This is a genomic window from Antarctobacter aquimaris (assembly GCF_900184945.1).
Taxonomy (GTDB): Bacteria; Pseudomonadota; Alphaproteobacteria; order Rhodobacterales; family Rhodobacteraceae; genus Maliponia; species Maliponia aquimaris.
In genome coordinates this window covers 102,285-117,737 of record NZ_FXYF01000011.1, presented here as the reverse complement: position 1 = coordinate 117,737, position 15,453 = coordinate 102,285, and the positions used below count along the sequence as shown (strand labels likewise).

General features: G+C 65.2%; 13 protein-coding genes. 2 read left to right on the top strand and 11 right to left on the bottom strand.

Annotated features, from left to right (window positions below; translation table 11 throughout):
* Positions 1-140: 140 nt before the first annotated feature.
* The 11 genes from MAA8898_RS18305 to MAA8898_RS18255 form a co-directional block, all read right to left on the bottom strand.
* Complete coding sequence (locus MAA8898_RS18305) at positions 141-428, bottom strand: hypothetical protein (protein WP_141194888.1); 288 nt, start codon at positions 426-428, stop codon at positions 141-143.
* A 33-nt stretch (positions 429-461) separates the two neighbouring features.
* On the bottom strand, positions 462-1,013 hold the full coding sequence (locus MAA8898_RS18300) for a sarcosine oxidase subunit gamma (RefSeq protein ID WP_094022472.1): 552 nt from the start codon (positions 1,011-1,013) through the stop codon (positions 462-464).
* Complete coding sequence (locus tag MAA8898_RS18295) at positions 1,006-3,942, bottom strand: sarcosine oxidase subunit alpha family protein (RefSeq protein WP_094022471.1); 2,937 nt, start codon at positions 3,940-3,942, stop codon at positions 1,006-1,008. The genes MAA8898_RS18300 and MAA8898_RS18295 overlap by 8 nt, the downstream gene beginning before the upstream one ends.
* Positions 3,932-4,198: a sarcosine oxidase subunit delta gene (locus MAA8898_RS18290; protein ID WP_094022470.1), complete on the bottom strand. Its 267-nt coding sequence runs from the start codon at positions 4,196-4,198 to the stop codon at positions 3,932-3,934. Before MAA8898_RS18290 ends, MAA8898_RS18295 begins: the two co-directional genes overlap by 11 nt.
* A 4-nt stretch (positions 4,199-4,202) precedes the next feature.
* Positions 4,203-4,712, bottom strand: coding sequence for a hypothetical protein (locus MAA8898_RS18285; protein ID WP_141194887.1), 510 nt, complete (start codon positions 4,710-4,712; stop codon positions 4,203-4,205).
* Positions 4,713-4,734: 22 nt separating this feature from the next.
* Positions 4,735-5,988, bottom strand: a complete 1,254-nt coding sequence (locus MAA8898_RS18280; RefSeq protein ID WP_094022468.1) for a sarcosine oxidase subunit beta family protein — start codon at positions 5,986-5,988, stop codon at positions 4,735-4,737.
* Positions 5,989-6,110: 122 nt separating this feature from the next.
* On the bottom strand, positions 6,111-6,671 hold the full coding sequence (locus MAA8898_RS18275) for a TadE/TadG family type IV pilus assembly protein (RefSeq protein ID WP_094022467.1): 561 nt from the start codon (positions 6,669-6,671) through the stop codon (positions 6,111-6,113).
* Positions 6,672-6,676: 5 nt separating this feature from the next.
* Complete coding sequence (locus MAA8898_RS18270) at positions 6,677-7,213, bottom strand: TadE/TadG family type IV pilus assembly protein (RefSeq protein WP_094022466.1); 537 nt, start codon at positions 7,211-7,213, stop codon at positions 6,677-6,679.
* Positions 7,210-9,069, bottom strand: coding sequence for a pilus assembly protein TadG-related protein (locus MAA8898_RS18265; RefSeq protein WP_094022465.1), 1,860 nt, complete (start codon positions 9,067-9,069; stop codon positions 7,210-7,212). Before MAA8898_RS18265 ends, MAA8898_RS18270 begins: the two co-directional genes overlap by 4 nt.
* 252 nt (positions 9,070-9,321) lie before the next feature.
* Positions 9,322-11,226, bottom strand: a complete 1,905-nt coding sequence (locus MAA8898_RS18260) for a TadE/TadG family type IV pilus assembly protein (RefSeq protein ID WP_094022464.1) — start codon at positions 11,224-11,226, stop codon at positions 9,322-9,324.
* Between the two features lie 257 nt (positions 11,227-11,483).
* Positions 11,484-12,938, bottom strand: coding sequence for a Glu/Leu/Phe/Val family dehydrogenase (locus tag MAA8898_RS18255; protein ID WP_094022463.1), 1,455 nt, complete (start codon positions 12,936-12,938; stop codon positions 11,484-11,486).
* 333 nt (positions 12,939-13,271) lie between these two features.
* Between MAA8898_RS18255 and MAA8898_RS18250 the strand changes: the two genes are divergently transcribed.
* Both MAA8898_RS18250 and MAA8898_RS18245 read left to right on the top strand, forming a co-directional pair.
* Positions 13,272-14,918 (top strand): TadE/TadG family type IV pilus assembly protein, encoded by a 1,647-nt coding sequence (locus MAA8898_RS18250; protein ID WP_094022462.1) that lies wholly within the window; start codon positions 13,272-13,274, stop codon positions 14,916-14,918.
* Entirely contained in the window at positions 14,915-15,448 is a 534-nt protein-coding gene (locus MAA8898_RS18245; protein ID WP_094022461.1) for a TadE/TadG family type IV pilus assembly protein, read from the top strand. The genes MAA8898_RS18250 and MAA8898_RS18245 overlap by 4 nt, the downstream gene beginning before the upstream one ends.
* The last annotated feature ends 5 nt before the right edge of the window (positions 15,449-15,453 follow it).

Here is a 15,453-nt window from a genome sequence, read left to right as displayed (position 1 = left end):
GGGCCAATATCGGGCCAAGCCGCCGGTGAGTCCAGTGTGGCAGGCCGGTCGCTACTGGCCCATGCACGCCGCGGGTCAGGAGCGGTCAAATTTCATCAATGAAATTTGCAAATTCCGTTCGCGGAATTTGCGCGCTCCGCTCAGAGCGCCTCGCACTGGGCGCGGGCCAGCTTGCCCACCTCCGGCGTCAGCTGCGCTTCGGGCAGGGCAAAGACGAAATCCGCCAGTTGTTCCGCCGCCGTCTTGCCCATCTCCTGGGTCAGGGTCCGGCGCACCTTGCGCAGGGTATCCCCGGCCAGGCGCGCATCCACGGCCATCATGAACCAGGCCTCGGTCTGGGCGCATTTGTCGACCGGTGTGTCCGCATCCTGCGCCGAGGCTCCGGCTGCCAGAAACCCCAAAACAGCCATCATCGCCAGACCACGCATGTCGACTCTCCACAAAGCAGCGTTGCGCAGGTTCTAGCCCGCGGCCTGCCGCCCGGCAACCGAGGCCATGGCGTCGGCGATTTCATGCGCAAGCGTCCGCGCCATCGAGCGGAAGCCCATGACCCGCAGCCCCGGTCCCACCCGCCAGACGGTGACTGTCATGTGCTGGCACAGTGTCCGCGCCGCCGACCCTTCGGAAAAGGCTGCGGGCCGCAGGTCGATCGGCACCAGCCGCGCCAGCACATCCTCGATCCCTGCGCCGCTCAACTCGACCACCGCCCAGGCGTCCGACTGATCCGTGACCGAGGCAAACCGCGCCAGGCCCTCGTCCGGTGCCGGCCCCGCAAGGAAGACCTGCCCGCGCCCGGTCCAGCCGCACAGCACGCCCTCGCCTTCCACCACCCGGCCGGGTGCCGGAAGCGCCACGCCATGCGCGGCCGTCAGCGCCGCCGACAGCGCCTCTGCCTGCCCCTTGAAGGGCATCAGCGCGGTCAGCCGCCCGGGATCGACCTCGCTCAATGTCACGCCGCCCCTGGTCACCGGCAACAGCCCCGCGCAGGGGCTCAAGGCCTTCAGTTCAACCACGCAACCGCCCTCCCTCGGGATCAAAGGCCACCGGGTCCCCCACCACGCACAGCACCTCCTTGCCGCGCACATGGTCGACCAGCCGGATTTCCTCGCCATGCCGCGCCCGGCCGTTCTTCAGAAATCCCAGGCCCAGCGCCGTGTTCAGCGTCGGAGAGAAACAGACCGAGGTGACATAGCCCTGGTCGTTCACGCGCACCGCCTCGGCCCCCTTGTCGAACAAATGTGCCCCGGCGGTCAGCAGCGATCCCGGCGTCACCGGGCGCAGCCCGACCAGCTGCTCACGCGAGTCCTCGACCATCCCGGGCCGCGCCGCCAGCGCCTTGCCGATGCAGTCCTTCCGGGCCGAGATCATCCGCGCAAACCCGATGTCGAAAGCAGTGGTGCGGCCGTGGATCTCGGCGTGGGTGATGTGCCCCTTTTCGATCCGCATCACGTTCAGGGCCTCCATGCCGTAGGCGCCGCCGCCCAGTCCCTCGGCCCGCGCCACCAGCGCCTCGAACAGGCTTGCACCGAAACGCGCCGGCACCGCGATCTCGTAGGCGTGTTCGCCGGAGAAGGAGATGCGGAACAGCCGCGCCGCGACACCGCCGACCGAGACCGGCCCGCAGGCCATGTAGGGAAAGCCCGCATCCTCGACCGGCGTCTCCAGCAGTCCGTTCAGCAGCTCGCGCGCCTTTGGTCCGGCCACGGCAAACTGAGCCCATTGCTCGGTGACGGAAACGAACCGCAGGTCCATATCGCGGCAGTAGGCCTGCTTGACCCAGTCGAGATGCTTCATCACCTGCCCTGCCGCAGCGGTGGTGGTGGTCATCACCCACTGGCTGTCCGACAGCCGCGCGGTGGTGCCGTCATCCATGACGTGCCCGTCCTCCCGCAGCATCAGCCCGTACCGCACCCGCCCCGGCTTCAGCGTCGAAAAGACGTTGGTGTACACGAGGTCGAGGAACGCCCCCACATCCGGCCCTTGCAGGTCGATCTTGCCCAGGGTCGAGACATCGCAGACACCCACCGCCTCGCGCACCATCTTCACTTCGCGGTCACAGCTGTCGCGCCAGGTCTTTCCCCCCGCGCGGGGGAAGTCCGACGGCCGATACAAAAGACCCGCCTCGATCATCGGCGCGCCGCGTGCGACGCTGAAGTCATGCGAGGTGGTGAAGCGCTGCGGGGCAAATCCCTTGCCCTGCGATCCCGCGCCCATCGCCGCGATCGACACCGGCACGTAGGGCGGCCGGAACGTCGTCGTCCCCGTCTCCGGGATTCCACGCCCGGTGGCATCGGCCAGCACCGCCAGCGCCGCGACGTTGGAGCTTTTGCCCTGGTCGGTCGCCATGCCCTGCGTGGTGTAGCGCTTCATGTGCTCGACGCTGCGATAGTTCTCGGTCGCCGCCTGCTTGACGTCCTTCACCGTCACGTCGTTCTGGAAATCCAGCCAGGCCCGCCCCTTGCCCGGGACAGCCCAGAGCGGACGCACCCGGTAGGCCACGTTCTCCGCCTCGGGGATCACCGGCATCTCACCGGCAAAACCCAGCTCGGCGGCCGCCGCCAGCCCGGCCTCCGCGCCCTCGCGCAGGCAACCGGCGGTGGAAAAGGTCCCGCGCACCGCGCCGGCGACCGTCATCCCCGGCACGGCACCCGGTTTGGGGACAAAGGCGGCAAGGCCGTCATCCCAGACCGGCCGCCCGTTCAGGTGACAGGTCAGATGCACCGAGGGGTTCCAACCGCCCGACACGCCCAGCGCGTCCACCGCCAGCCGTCTGTAGGCGCCCTGGGGACCGATCAGGTCGATCGCTTCCAGCCCCTTGGCGCCATGCGCCCGGGTCACCTGCCAGCCGGGATAGAAGGGCACGTCGCCGGCCAGGTTGGTGGCGTCGTGCCGGCTGTCGACCAGCGCGACCACGCTCAGCCCCGCCGCCGCCGCGTCGCGGGCCGTGCGGTGCGCATCGTCGTTGTTGCCAAAGACCGCCACGCGCCGCCCCGGCACCACGCCCCAGCGATTCATGTAGGCCCGCAGCCCGCCCGCCATCATCACACCGGGACGGTCGTTGTCACGGAAGGCGATGTGCCGCTCCAGCGCACCGGCGCAAAGCACGGCACGCTTCGCCGCGATCCGCCAGAAGCATTCGACCGGCGCGTCGCCCGGCGTCGCCAAGTGCTGCGAGACGCGTTCCAGCGCGCCGTAGGTGCCGCCGTCATAGGCCCCCGTCACCGTGGTGCGCGGCATCACGCGGACGTTCTCCAACGTCGCCAGTTCCGCCACCATGCCCAGCGCCCAGGCGTGGCCCGGCTGGCCGTCGACCGTCTCTTCCTCGGCCTGCAAACGGCCGCCAAAGACATTGTCCTCGCAGCACAGGATCACGTCCGCGCCCGCCTGCGCCGCCGCATGCGCCGCCATGATCCCGGCCGGTCCGCCGCCGATCACAAGCACGTCGCAAAAGGCATAGGCCTTCTCATAGCGGTCCGGGTTGTGCTTGCCGGACAGCGCGCCCAGCCCGGCCGCCTTGCGGATCATCGGCTCGTACAGCTTTTCCCAAAAACTCTTGGGCCACATGAAGGTCTTGTAATAGAACCCCGCGCCAAAAAAGGGCGCGGCCAGGTCATTGACCCCCATCACGTCGAAATTCAGCGAGGGCCAGCGGTTCTGGCTGATCGCGGTCAGCCCCTCGTACAGCTCTTGCACGGTGGCGCGCGCGTTGGGGTCGGCATCCTTGGCGGTCATCACCGTCACCAGCCCGTTCGGCTCTTCCGATCCGGCCGTCAGCACGCCGCGCGGACGGTGGTACTTGAAGCTGCGCCCGATCAGCCGCTCTCCGGCGCCGATCAGCGCCGAGGCCAGGGTGTCCCCGGCAAAGCCCGTGTAGGGCTTGCCGTCAAAGCTGAACCGCAGCGGCGCCGCGCGGTCCACCCGGCCCTTGCCGTCAATCCGCATCGAGGCTCTCCACCAGCTCCATCGAAAATATCTCGTGCGTGACGGTGTCCCGCTCCACCAGCAGCCACGAGGTGCAGCCCGCCTCATGATACCACAGGTCGCGCGTCCGCCCCGCCGGGTTGTCGCGCAGGTGCAGCCAATCGGCCCAGGCCTCGGCTGGCGCCTCCGGCGAGGGGCGGTCCAGCATGATGGCGGCCCCCTGGTAGTAGAATTCGCGGCGATCCCGCTCGCCGCAGACAGGACAGGTCAGTCGCATTGCCTCACATCCCCGAACAGACGGCGTCGCCGACCCGGTTCAACCGGTACTTCACCGTGACGCCCACCTTTTCGGCAAGGTCCATCACCCCGCCACAGCCGTCGCCCTCGCCCACCATCAGATAATCGGTGGCAAAAGTCAGCCCGTCGCCGTCCTGTCGCGTCACCTCGAATCCCCCGCCGTCGCATTCCACCTGGCAGCGGGCCGTCCCCGCATCGTCAAGACAAATGAGACCCTGCGTGAACACGCGGCCATTGTTGTCGTCGCGCCGGGCATGCCCCTGGTTCGCGGCGATCACTTCCATGACCGCCTCGCGCTCTCCGGCGGCAAGTCCGTTGCCCACTTTCAGCCGCATCTGCCAGACCACCTGGTCGGGATTGTCGCGCAGGTGCTGGTCGGAATAGATGCGCTGGTAACAGCCTGCGCGGATCTCTTCGGCCACACCCTGACCCGCCAGTACCGCCGTCAGCGCCAGAACCATCGCCGGCAGCCTCATCTCTTGCCAAATACGCATGCTGTGCCCCCGCCGCTGGCCCTCAATGCAGATTGTGCTGCGCACCGGTGCCTTCCTCGTCCATGATCCCGCGCCCGGTGGTGAACCGGTCCAGCCGGAACCGCGCCGCCGGTTCGTGCGGGCGGTCCGTGGCGATCAGGTGGGCAAAGGAATAGCCCGAGCCAGGCACCGCCTTGAAGCCGCCGTAACACCAGCCGCAATTGAGGTAGAGCCCCTCGACCGGCGTCCGGTCGATGATGGGCGAGCCGTCGGGCGACATGTCCATGATCCCGCCCCAGCTGCGCAGCACACGCGCCTTGCCGATCATCGGCATCAGCGTCATCGCCGCCTCCATGACGTGTTCGGCCATCGGCAGGTTGCCGCGTGCCGCGTAGGAGGCGTAGAAATCGAGGTCGCCGCCAAACACCAGCCCGCCCTTGTCGGACTGGCTGATGTAGAAGTGCCCCATGCCAAAGGTCACCACGTTGTCGATGCAGGGCTTCAGCCCCTCGGTCACGAAGGCCTGCAGGACGTGGCTTTCGATCGGCAGGCGCATCCCGGCCAGCGCCGCCACCTGACCGGACCGGCCCGCCACGACGATCCCGACCTTTTTCGCCTTGATCGCGCCGCGCGTCGTCCGCACGCCGGTCACGCGGCCGTTCTCGATGTCGATGCCGGTCACTTCGCAGTTCTGGATCAGGTCGACGCCGCGCTGGTCGGCACCGCGCGCATAACCCCAGGCCACCGCGTCGTGCCGCGCCGTGCCGCCGCGCCGCTGCAACAGCCCGCCATAGATCGGAAAGCGCACGTTGTCGTAGTCGAGGAACGGCACCATCTCGCGCACCTGCTCGCGCGACAGCAGCTCGGCATCGTCGCCCTGGTTGCGCATCGAGTTGCCGCGCCGCGCGTAGTAGTCCCGCTGACCGTCCGAATGGCACAGGTTCAGCACGCCGCGCTGGCTCATCATGGTGTTGAAGTTCAACTCCTGCTCCATCCCCTCCCACAGTTTCAGCGAATGGGAATAGAACTCGGAGTTGCCCGGCAGGTTGTAGTTCGCCCGCACGATGGTGGTGTTCCGCCCGACGTTGCCACCGCCCAGATAGCCCTTTTCCAGCACGGCCACATTGGTCAGCCCATGTTCCTTGGCCAGGTAGAAGGCGGTGGCCAGACCGTGCCCGCCGCCGCCGATCACCACGATGTCATAGGCGTCCTTGGGCGCCGGATCGCGCCAGTGCGGCCGCCAGCCGCGGTTGCCCGTCAGACCTTCGGCCAGTATCCTGAGACCCGAGAAGCGCATCGCCCCCTCCACCTGAATCCGGACCCACCAAAGCAGTCCCGCCGCCCGGGATCAATGTCCTCGAGCGACGGGCCATGACGTTTTTGCCTGCTTCGGCTAGGCCTGCGCGCAGCTGTCGCGGATCAGCTGTCGCTCCAGACGATCTTGGGCGCAAACCGCGGGCGTGTGAAGCCGTAGTTGTAGAACAGGCCCGCATCGGTCAGCCCTGGCAGGGCAAAAGGCGGCTCGTAGTAGGTCTCGGTCTCGACCACGATCACCCGCTCGTTGTGCAGCATGGTGGGCAGTCGGTCGTGCATTTCGACCAGCTGCGCGGTCTGCAACTCGGTCATGCTGCCACGGGTCTTGGACCACTCCGTCTGGTAGGCGTTGGTGTTGCCGTCATAGCGCACCAGCGTCACCCGCAGGGATGAGTCGCCGCCGGGCCGCACGAGGAAGTTCAGCAACTCCACCATGCCGTCCAGGTAGGACGGATCGATCGGGTCCGTCTCGCGCGAGATGGCGTCGGAGATCGTGTAGGCCGCCTTGGTGTTCAGCGCCTTGTAGCGGAAGGCATCGTGCAGGGAAAAGGTCGCGCCCAGCACGAACAGGATGAAGGGAAGCCAGATCAGCGCCTCGAGCGAGATGTTGCCCCGGGTATCCCCGGCAAAGCGGCGCAGGTGGCGAAAGAGGGAGGAATGGGTCATGGCGATTACCTCGGTTCCTGGACGAAGGCCGACGTGGCGACCATCTGGGTGAAGCCCTGCTCGTCCTTTTGCAGAGCCATGCCAAAGGAGGTGCCCGGCATGGCAGGCTTGTACTTCAGGCAGGCGCGCATCAGCATCAGCTGGTTGTCGAGGCCGGGGTTGAAGTTGCGCACCGGGTGCGGCTCTTCCTCGGCGTTCTGACAATCGGCGGTCGGCGGGATCGCGGCAAAGTTGCGCGGGTCCACCTCGACCATCTCCAGCCTCAGGTTCGCGGCACAGTTGTCGACGATCACGGCCTCGTCGCAGATCTTGGCCCGCACTTCCTCGTAGGTGGGAATGTTGCCGGTGTTGAGCCGGATTTCCCGCGTGGCCAGGTCAAGGCCACGCTCCAGAAGCGCATGTCGGAGGTTCATGTACCCCATCTCGACAGATGCCGCGAGGATGAAGAAGAAGACGGTGAAGTACAGCGAGAATTCGATTGTGCTGGAACCGTCCTCATCCTTGCGGAACCTGTTCAACACATTCTTAAGACGATGGGTCATTGGATCAGCCTCAGGTTGTTGATCTGGCGCGCGATGGTGTCGAAGGTGTCGTAGATCTCGTCACCCTGGACATGGAAGTGGTGGCTGGCCGACGATGCGCAGGCGCCGATTTCGGCAGAGGCGCTGGCGCTGGTCTCGAAGGCGATGGTGAAGACCGTCACCCCGCGCTGACGCGCCAGGTTGCACTGCTTCATCAGGTTAGAGACGTTGTTGCTCTGCGCCGACATGGTGTAGTAGCTTCCCGAACCCTGCACCTGCAGTTCCACCGCGCCGTTGATGGCATCTTTCGGCTTGTTGGGACGGAACTGGTCCGTGGTGTTGCCGTCGGTCATGATGACGATGTACTTCTCGGTCTCCGGATCATGCCAATCAATTGGCCGTCCTTCGAAGCGCGGGTCGACGATGCCTTCCTGGATCAGGTAGCTCACCTCGTCGCGGTTGACCGGGTCCAGCAGCGCCAGGCCATATTTCATGCCGTACTGCGTGCCCGTGCCGTCATGCAGGCGCATCTGGGCAATGTAGTTGATCAGCATGTCCTTGTTCGACGAGTAGTACTGAACGGTCGACTCCTCGCTTGGGCACCAACCCCAGTCCATTGTCGGCGCGTCGTACGGCCAGAAATGGAAGTGGGGGATATAGTCTTTGGACGTGGGCAAAGCGGTGGTGTCGAACTCGTTGTTGGCGATCTCGACGCAGGAGGACGGCATGTTGATGTTGGTCGGGCCGTTCACTTTCTTGTTCGGGTCTTCCGAGGTCGGGTCATCCACCTGCTCGGGTATCGGCGCGACGTAGGACGTCGACCAGAGCACGTAGTCGATCTGGTTGTAGCGGTACGTTTTGCCCGGGATCTTGCCGTTGTTCTTGGTCGGGCCAAGGTCCGAGGCCGGGCCAGTCTTGTCGCCCTTGACCTGGAAGTAACGCGTCTGCTGCTTGCCGCCCTTGATGGAAATCCCGAGGAACTGGTTCGGGTTGGTCAGCTTGCTGTCCTGGGCGATCATGTAGGCCACGGCGCCCTTGTAGAAGTCATCCACATCGCGCGAGGCGCTTTCCGGGAAATCCTCGATCTTGTGGGCAACGTCGTAGATGTCGTCGTCGTCCGTGTCGAAGTAGATCACGATGTTCGAGATCGCCTGACCCCAGGGTTCGAAGTATCCGCCAACCGGCGGTCCACTTGTGGTGGTCGTCGTGGTTGTGGCGCTGCCATCGGAACAGGACGGATCGGCCAGGCCTTCGTCGTGGTTCTCGGCGTTGTTGTTGCACAGCGAGTAGCCCGGTGCATCCTGGTCGCCGTTGCCCCAGCCGTTGTTCTGGTTCAGCTTGGGACGCACACCGCGCATGTAGTCGAAAAGCGAGTCGCCCGGGTTCACACTTCCGGCGAAGGGGACGAGATTGAGCGTGGTGATGCCATTCGTTTCCTCGGCCATCACTTTCGAAACGAAGTTCTGCGCCGCCGGCTTGAGCTTGCCGATACGGTCGTTGAAGCGCATCGATCCCGAGATGTCGAGCACGAGGCTGATCTCCACGTTGGCGATCTTTTCCTCGGCGGTCGCAAGCGCGGGCGGCGACATGGTGTCGTAGCCGCTCATCCGCAGGAAAAGCGTGGGCATCGTAGTCTCGCCCCAGGCCGACACCGTGCTGAAATTCAGCCCTTTTTCAACCGCGACACCGGCCAGCGCATCGCCGAGACCGGCTTTGGCGAGGTAGTCGTTGACCACGGCCTCCGGGGCCATGTCCTGGTCGAGATCGGCCGCAGCAAGTACGGCGCGGTCCATGCTTGTCTGAAGCAGGGCGCGTTGGGACTCATATCTCATGATGTCCACCGCCGCACCGGTAACAACCAGGATCAACAGGGTCATGAACACCCCGAAGATCGTTATGTTTCCGTCCTGCCGCACCCAGAATCGGCGGGCAGTCCCCCATGAATAGTTTCTGTGTTCCAAGGTCTTTCTCCCGCAGCGTATTGCCACTCTGGCGAGAGTAAGGAATGGTTAGGAATTGAGCCGGGAATGGGGCGCAATCTGGCACAACCCGGTACAAAACCGTGAATTTTAACGAGTCAGGGCATACTTTCGGATAGGTTTCGTTAAGGAAGGTTCCTGAAAGGCTGCTCATTGGATCAGCCTCAGGTTATTGATCTGCCGCGCGATGCTGTCGAAGGCGTCGAAGATCTCGCCGCCCTGCACGTGGAAGAAGTGGCTGTCGGAGGAGGCGCAGAGGCGCATTTCCTCGGCGGCAGTGGCTGTCGTCTCGAAGGCGATGGTAAAGACGGTGACGCCCCGTTCCCGCGCCAGATCGCACTGCTGGTAAAGGTTGCCGAGGTTCACGGACCGCGCGGTGCGCACAGTGTAGTTCCCGGAGCCCTGTTCCAACAGCTCGACCTCCGCATTGATCGGCGCGTCGGGATCGGTCGGGCGGAACTGGTCGGTCACCTGACCGTCGGTCATGATGACGATGTATTTCTCTGTCTCCGGGTCGTTCCAGTCGATCGGGCGACCTTCGAAGCGGGCTTCGATCAGACCGGCGTCGATCATGTGGCTGACTGCGTCCCGCGTTGTCGGGTCCAGCAGCGCCAGGGCGTATTTCATCCCGACCTGCGCACCGGTGCCGTCGTGCATCCGGATGTCGTCGATGAACTGCGACAGGTGGACCGGATCGGCAGAGTAATACTGCACCGCCATCTGCTGGCCGGGGCACCAACCCCAGTCCATCACGCTGCGGTCGATCGCCCAGTGGTGAAAGATCGGCACATACTCGTCCGAGACCGGCAGCATCGAATTGGCGAACTCGAAATTGTCGACCTCGATGCAGGTGCCGGGCAAGTTGACGTTGACCGCGGGCGCGACCTCTTCGGCGACGGGGCCGGCATAGGCCGCTTCCCAGGCAACATAGTCGATCTGGTTGTAGGAATAGGTGCTGCCGGGGATCTTGCCGGTGTTCTTGGTCGGCCCCTGGTCCGAGGTGGCACCGTTGAGGTTGCCCTTGACCTGGAAATAGCGGTTCTTCTCGTTGCCGCCCTTGATCGAGATGCCGAGGAACTGGTCGAAATTCGTCAGGCGGCTGTCCTGGGCGATCATGTAGGCCACGGCGCCCTTGAAAAAGTCGTCGACATCGCGCGAGGCGGTTTCGGGGAAGCTCTGGATCTTGTGCGCCACGTCGTAGGCGTCGTCGCCATCGGTGTCGAAGTAGACCACGATGTTGGAGATCGCCTGCGGCCAGGCAGCAAAGAACCCCGACGCGGCGCCGTTGGTGCCATCCGCGCAGGACGGATCGGCGAGGCCCTCGTCGTAGTTCTCGGCGTTGTTGTTGCAAAGAGAATTGCCGGGCGCGTCCTGGTCACCGTTGCCCCAGCCGTTGTTGCCCTTGATCTTGGGCCGCTTGCCCAGGAAGTAGTCGAACATGATGTCACCGGGGTTCACCTGCCCGGCGAAGGGGATCAGGTTCAGCGTGGTGACGCTGTCGGTGCCGTCGGACATGACCTTTTCCACAAAGGCCTTGGCAGCAGGCTTGAGGTTTTCCAGCCGGTTGTTGAACCGCATCGACCCCGAGATATCGAGCACGAGGCTGATTTCGACGTTGGCGATGCGTTCTTCGGCGGTGGCCAGCGCGTTGGCCGGCAGCATGTCATGTCCCGACATCTTGAGGAAGATCGTCGACAGGCTGCTGTGGGCATCGGCGCTGACCGTGCGTTCGTTCAGCCCCATCTGGACATCGACCGAGGTGACGTAGCTGTCCAGCCCGGCCTTGGCGACGTAGTCGGTCACCACGGCCTGCGGGTCCTGGGATTGGTCGAGATCGGCGGCGGCCAGCACGGCGCGGTCCAGTGTCGTCTGGAGCCGGGTGCGCGATGCCTCCTGCCGCATCAGGTCGACCGAGGCCCCCGAGATCGTGAGCACGAGCAGCGTGATGTAGACCGAGTAGATCGTGACGTTCCCCGCCTCGTCCCGGGCAAAACGCTGTGCAGCGGAAATTGCCTGCGACGAGGTCGAGCGGCGGAAGATTGGAAATCGGGCCATCTTGTTTCTCCGGTTTCGCCGCGCCTGGCATTTGCGGCCGAACAGGAGCTTTTTTCGGGTAAGATTCGGTCAACCCTCCGGCCGGAAATGCGGCGGAAGAGTGACGAAAGCCGCCGATTTTCGGCAAGTTGAACGGGGTGCCGGATCGCCCCACAGGCGCGGTCCGATCCGCGCACACCCGGGCATCCTGGGTGCGCGGGCCGCCGTGGGCGATGTGCCGCAAGAGGCGCGCGCGCTGGTCGATCAGGCCTGCCGGGTCACAACCCCTTGGCGCGATAGCTGGCCGCCACCCGGCCGATCGCCACGATAAAGGCGGCGGTGCGCAGGTCGGTCACGTCCTCGCGGTCATGCCAGACCTCGCGCATCGACTGATACGCCGTGCGCATCGTGTCATCGAGCCCCGAGCGCACCAGTTCCAGCTCGTCCGCGCCGCGCAGGTAGCGCGCCTTGAAGTCGGGCGACAGCGTCCAGCCCAGGTTCTCGTCCGCCGACAGCCGCTCCAGCTCCTGCACGATCAGCAGGTGGCGGGCCTCTTCCTGCCGCCGCTGCATCCGGCCAAAGCGGATGTGGCTGAGGTTCTTGACCCATTCGAAATAGGACACCGTCACGCCGCCGGCATTGGCGTACATGTCCGGCAGGATCACCGTGCCGCGCGCCCGCAGGATGTCGTCCGCCCCGGCGGTGATCGGCCCGTTGGCGGCTTCCACGATCAGCGGCGCCCTGATGGCGCGGGCGTTCGACAGGTTGATGACGCCCTCCAGCGCCGCCGGGATGAGGATGTCGCAGTCCTGCTCCAGCACTGTTGCGCCCTCGGCCACGTGAGTGGCGCCGGGATAGCCGGTGACGCCGCCATGCCGCATGATCCAGTTGCGCACCTCCTCCACAGGCAGCCCTTTCGGATCGACCAGCGCGCCGTCGCGCTCGATGATGCCGGTGATCCGCGCGCCGTCCTCTTCCTGAAGGAACTTTGCCGCGTGGTAGCCGACATTGCCCAGCCCCTGCACGATGATCCGCTTGCCGTCCAGCGTGCCCGACAGGCCCGCCTTCATGACGTCCTCGGGGTGGCGAAAGAACTCGCGCAGGGCGTACTGCACGCCGCGCCCGGTCGCCTCGGTCCGGCCCTGGATGCCGCCAAAGGTGGTCGGCTTGCCGGTCACGCAGGCGCGTGCGTTGATGTCGGTGGTGTTCATCCGCGCGTACTGGTCGGCGATCCAGGCCATCTCGCGCTCGGAGGTACCCATGTCGGGGGCCGGCACGTTCTGGCTGGGATGGATCAGGTCGCGCTTGATCAGCTCATAGGCAAAACGGCGGGTGATCTGCTCCAGTTCCTGCTCATCGTACTGACGCGGGTCGATGCGGAGCCCGCCCTTGGATCCGCCAAACGGCGCCTCGACCAGCGCGCATTTGTAGGTCATCAGCGCGGCCAGCGCCTCGACCTCGTCTTGGTTGACCGAGGTGGCGTAGCGGATGCCGCCCTTGACCGGTTCCATGTGTTCGGAATGCACCGACCGGTAGCCGGTAAAGGTCTGGATCTTGCCCCGCAGCCGCACGCCGAAACGGACCGTGTAGGTGGCGTTGCAGACCCTGATCTTTTCCTCCAACCCCGGTGGCAGGTCCATCAGCGCCACCGCCCGGTTGTACATCAGGTCGACCGACTGGCGGAACGTCGGCTCGTTCTGCGGCACGACGGGATTGGGCTTGGACAGAGTCATCTGGGATCTCCCTTTCTGGGGCGCGACGGCCCGCTCGAACCGGACCGTCGCGGGCAGCCTAACGCGGCCGCACCAGGCTCCCAACCCCGGTTTTGTCAGAATCAGGGCAGGCCGCGCGGGGCCGCACACGGTCGGATGCGGAAAACGTGCCACCCCGGGAAACAAACCCCTCCGCACCTGCCGACTGTTCCGGTTGACGCCGCCTGACCCGTTGAAATGTGCCCTCGCCCGCCGCAATTCCGCCATCATGAAATGGCATAAAATTGTCATCAAACTGCACCGGTTCCGGTTGGGGGGGCCAACCCGGAAGTCCGGAAGAAAGGTGCCAAGTTTATGAAGACGATGACAAGCCCTGCGGCGCTGTCCGCACCCCGCGCCGTGTCGACCGCGGCCTCGCATCTGCGGGCCTTCTGGACGGACCGGTCTGGCAACATGTCCTACCTGGCGATCGTCGGATCGCTGGTGATGATGGTCTTTGGCGGTGTCGGTGTCGACATGATGCAGGCCGAACTGCGCCGTACCAAGGTGCAGAACACACTGGACCGCGCGGTGCTGGCCGCCGCTGACATCAAGAACGCCGGGGACCCCCAGCAGGTGGTGGCCCAGTACTTTGCCGCCATGGGCCTGTCCGACGCGCTGACCGATGTGCAGGTCGACCAGTCGCTGACCGCCAAGCGGGTGACCGCGAGCGGGCACTCGACAATCCCCTCAGACTTCATGTCGCTGATCGGCGTCGACACGCTGGACGCCTACGGCCTGGCCGCCGCCGAACATGCCACCGCCAACGTCGAGATCTCGATGGTGCTCGACATCTCCGGCTCGATGGGCTGGAACAACAAGATCGTGCACATGCGCAGCGCTGCCCGCGATTTCGTCGACATCCTGATGCCGCCGGACAGCGACGCGCTGACAACGATCTCCATTGTGCCGTACAACGCGAACGTGAACCTGGGGCCTGTTGCCGCCAGCTATTTCACGCTGGACACAGTGCACAACTATTCGAGCTGCGTGATCTTCCAGCCCTCCGACTTTGACCAGACGGGCATCACCCCAGATCAGACGTTGACCCGACTGGCCCATTTCGACCTCAACAGCACGAACGTGAATACCACCCAGATCCCCAGCCCCTGGTGCTATACCGGCGCGACTGGCGCGGTTCTGGCGCACAGTTCGGACGCCGCGCAACTCAAGGCACACATTGACGCACTCAACTCTGGCGGCAACACCGCCATCGATCTCGGCGTGAAATGGGGCACCGCCCTACTTGACCCGGCGGCACGCCCGGCGATCTCGGACATGGCCTATGACGGCCTGGTCGAGTCGCAGTTCGCCGCACGCCCTGCCGACTACTCGGACCCCGAGACCAGCAAGTACATCGTGGTCATGACCGACGGCGAAAATACCACCCAGTACGATCTTAAGGCGCAGTACAAGTTCGGCAACTCCAACGTCTGGATCGACGATCGCGGCACCGCCTCGCTCACCGATGACCGCTTTTCCGTGCTGGTGCGTGACAACCCCGGAACCACCCCGGATGTCTGGTACTGGCCGCGTTTCGACAGTTCTTCGGCGAGCTACCGCTACCGCAACACGCCCGACGGCGATGCCAGCGCACGCCGCATGGCCAACGCCGAGCTGTTCGCCCGCTTCGGCACCCGGGCTGTCGGCTCGAAATTCTACTCGCGGCCCTACAACGACGGCTACGTGACCTACGCCGAGTACTCCGACATCTACTATGCCTACACGTCCATTGCCGGCCCCGACCAGGCCGACAGCCGGCTCGAGGCGATCTGCGATGCCGCCAAGGCCCAGGGTGTCGTGGTCTTCGCCATCGGCTTCGAGGCACCCCAGCGCGGCCTGGACGCCATGAGCAACTGCGCCTCCTCGCCGGCCCATTTCTTCGACGTGCAAGGCGCCGATCTGACCGAGACCTTTGCCTCCATCGCCAACACCATCACCCAACTGAGGCTGACCCAATGATCCGTTCGTCCCTCAAGACCCTGCGTCGCTTCCGCGCCGAGGAAGATGGCACCGCGGTCGTCGCCTTCGCCCTCTGGGTGCCGCTCTTCGTGGCGATCATCGTCTCCTCCATCGAGGTCGGCACAATCACCGTCCGCAGCGTCCAGCTCGAGCGTGCGCTCGACCAGGCGGTGCGCGAGGTCAAGATCGGCGTCACCAACCCCACGCACGACGCGCTCAAGGCCAATATCTGCGCCAAGACCACCGTGCTGCCGGGCTGCATGCAGACGCTGCACCTCGAGATGATCCCGCTGGACATGCGCAACTACACCGCGCCGCCGCAATCGGCCGACTGCGCCGACATCAGCCAGGCGGCGACCCCGCAGCGGACCTTTCGCCACGGCGGCGGCGGCCAGCTGATGTTCCTGCGCGCCTGCTACAAGTTCCGGCCACTGACCCCGGCCGCGACGCTGAACGCCAGCCTGCCCAAGGACGCCGAAGGCTATACCGCCATCGTGTCGACCTCCGCCTTCGTCTTCGAGCCCAGCTAAGGAGC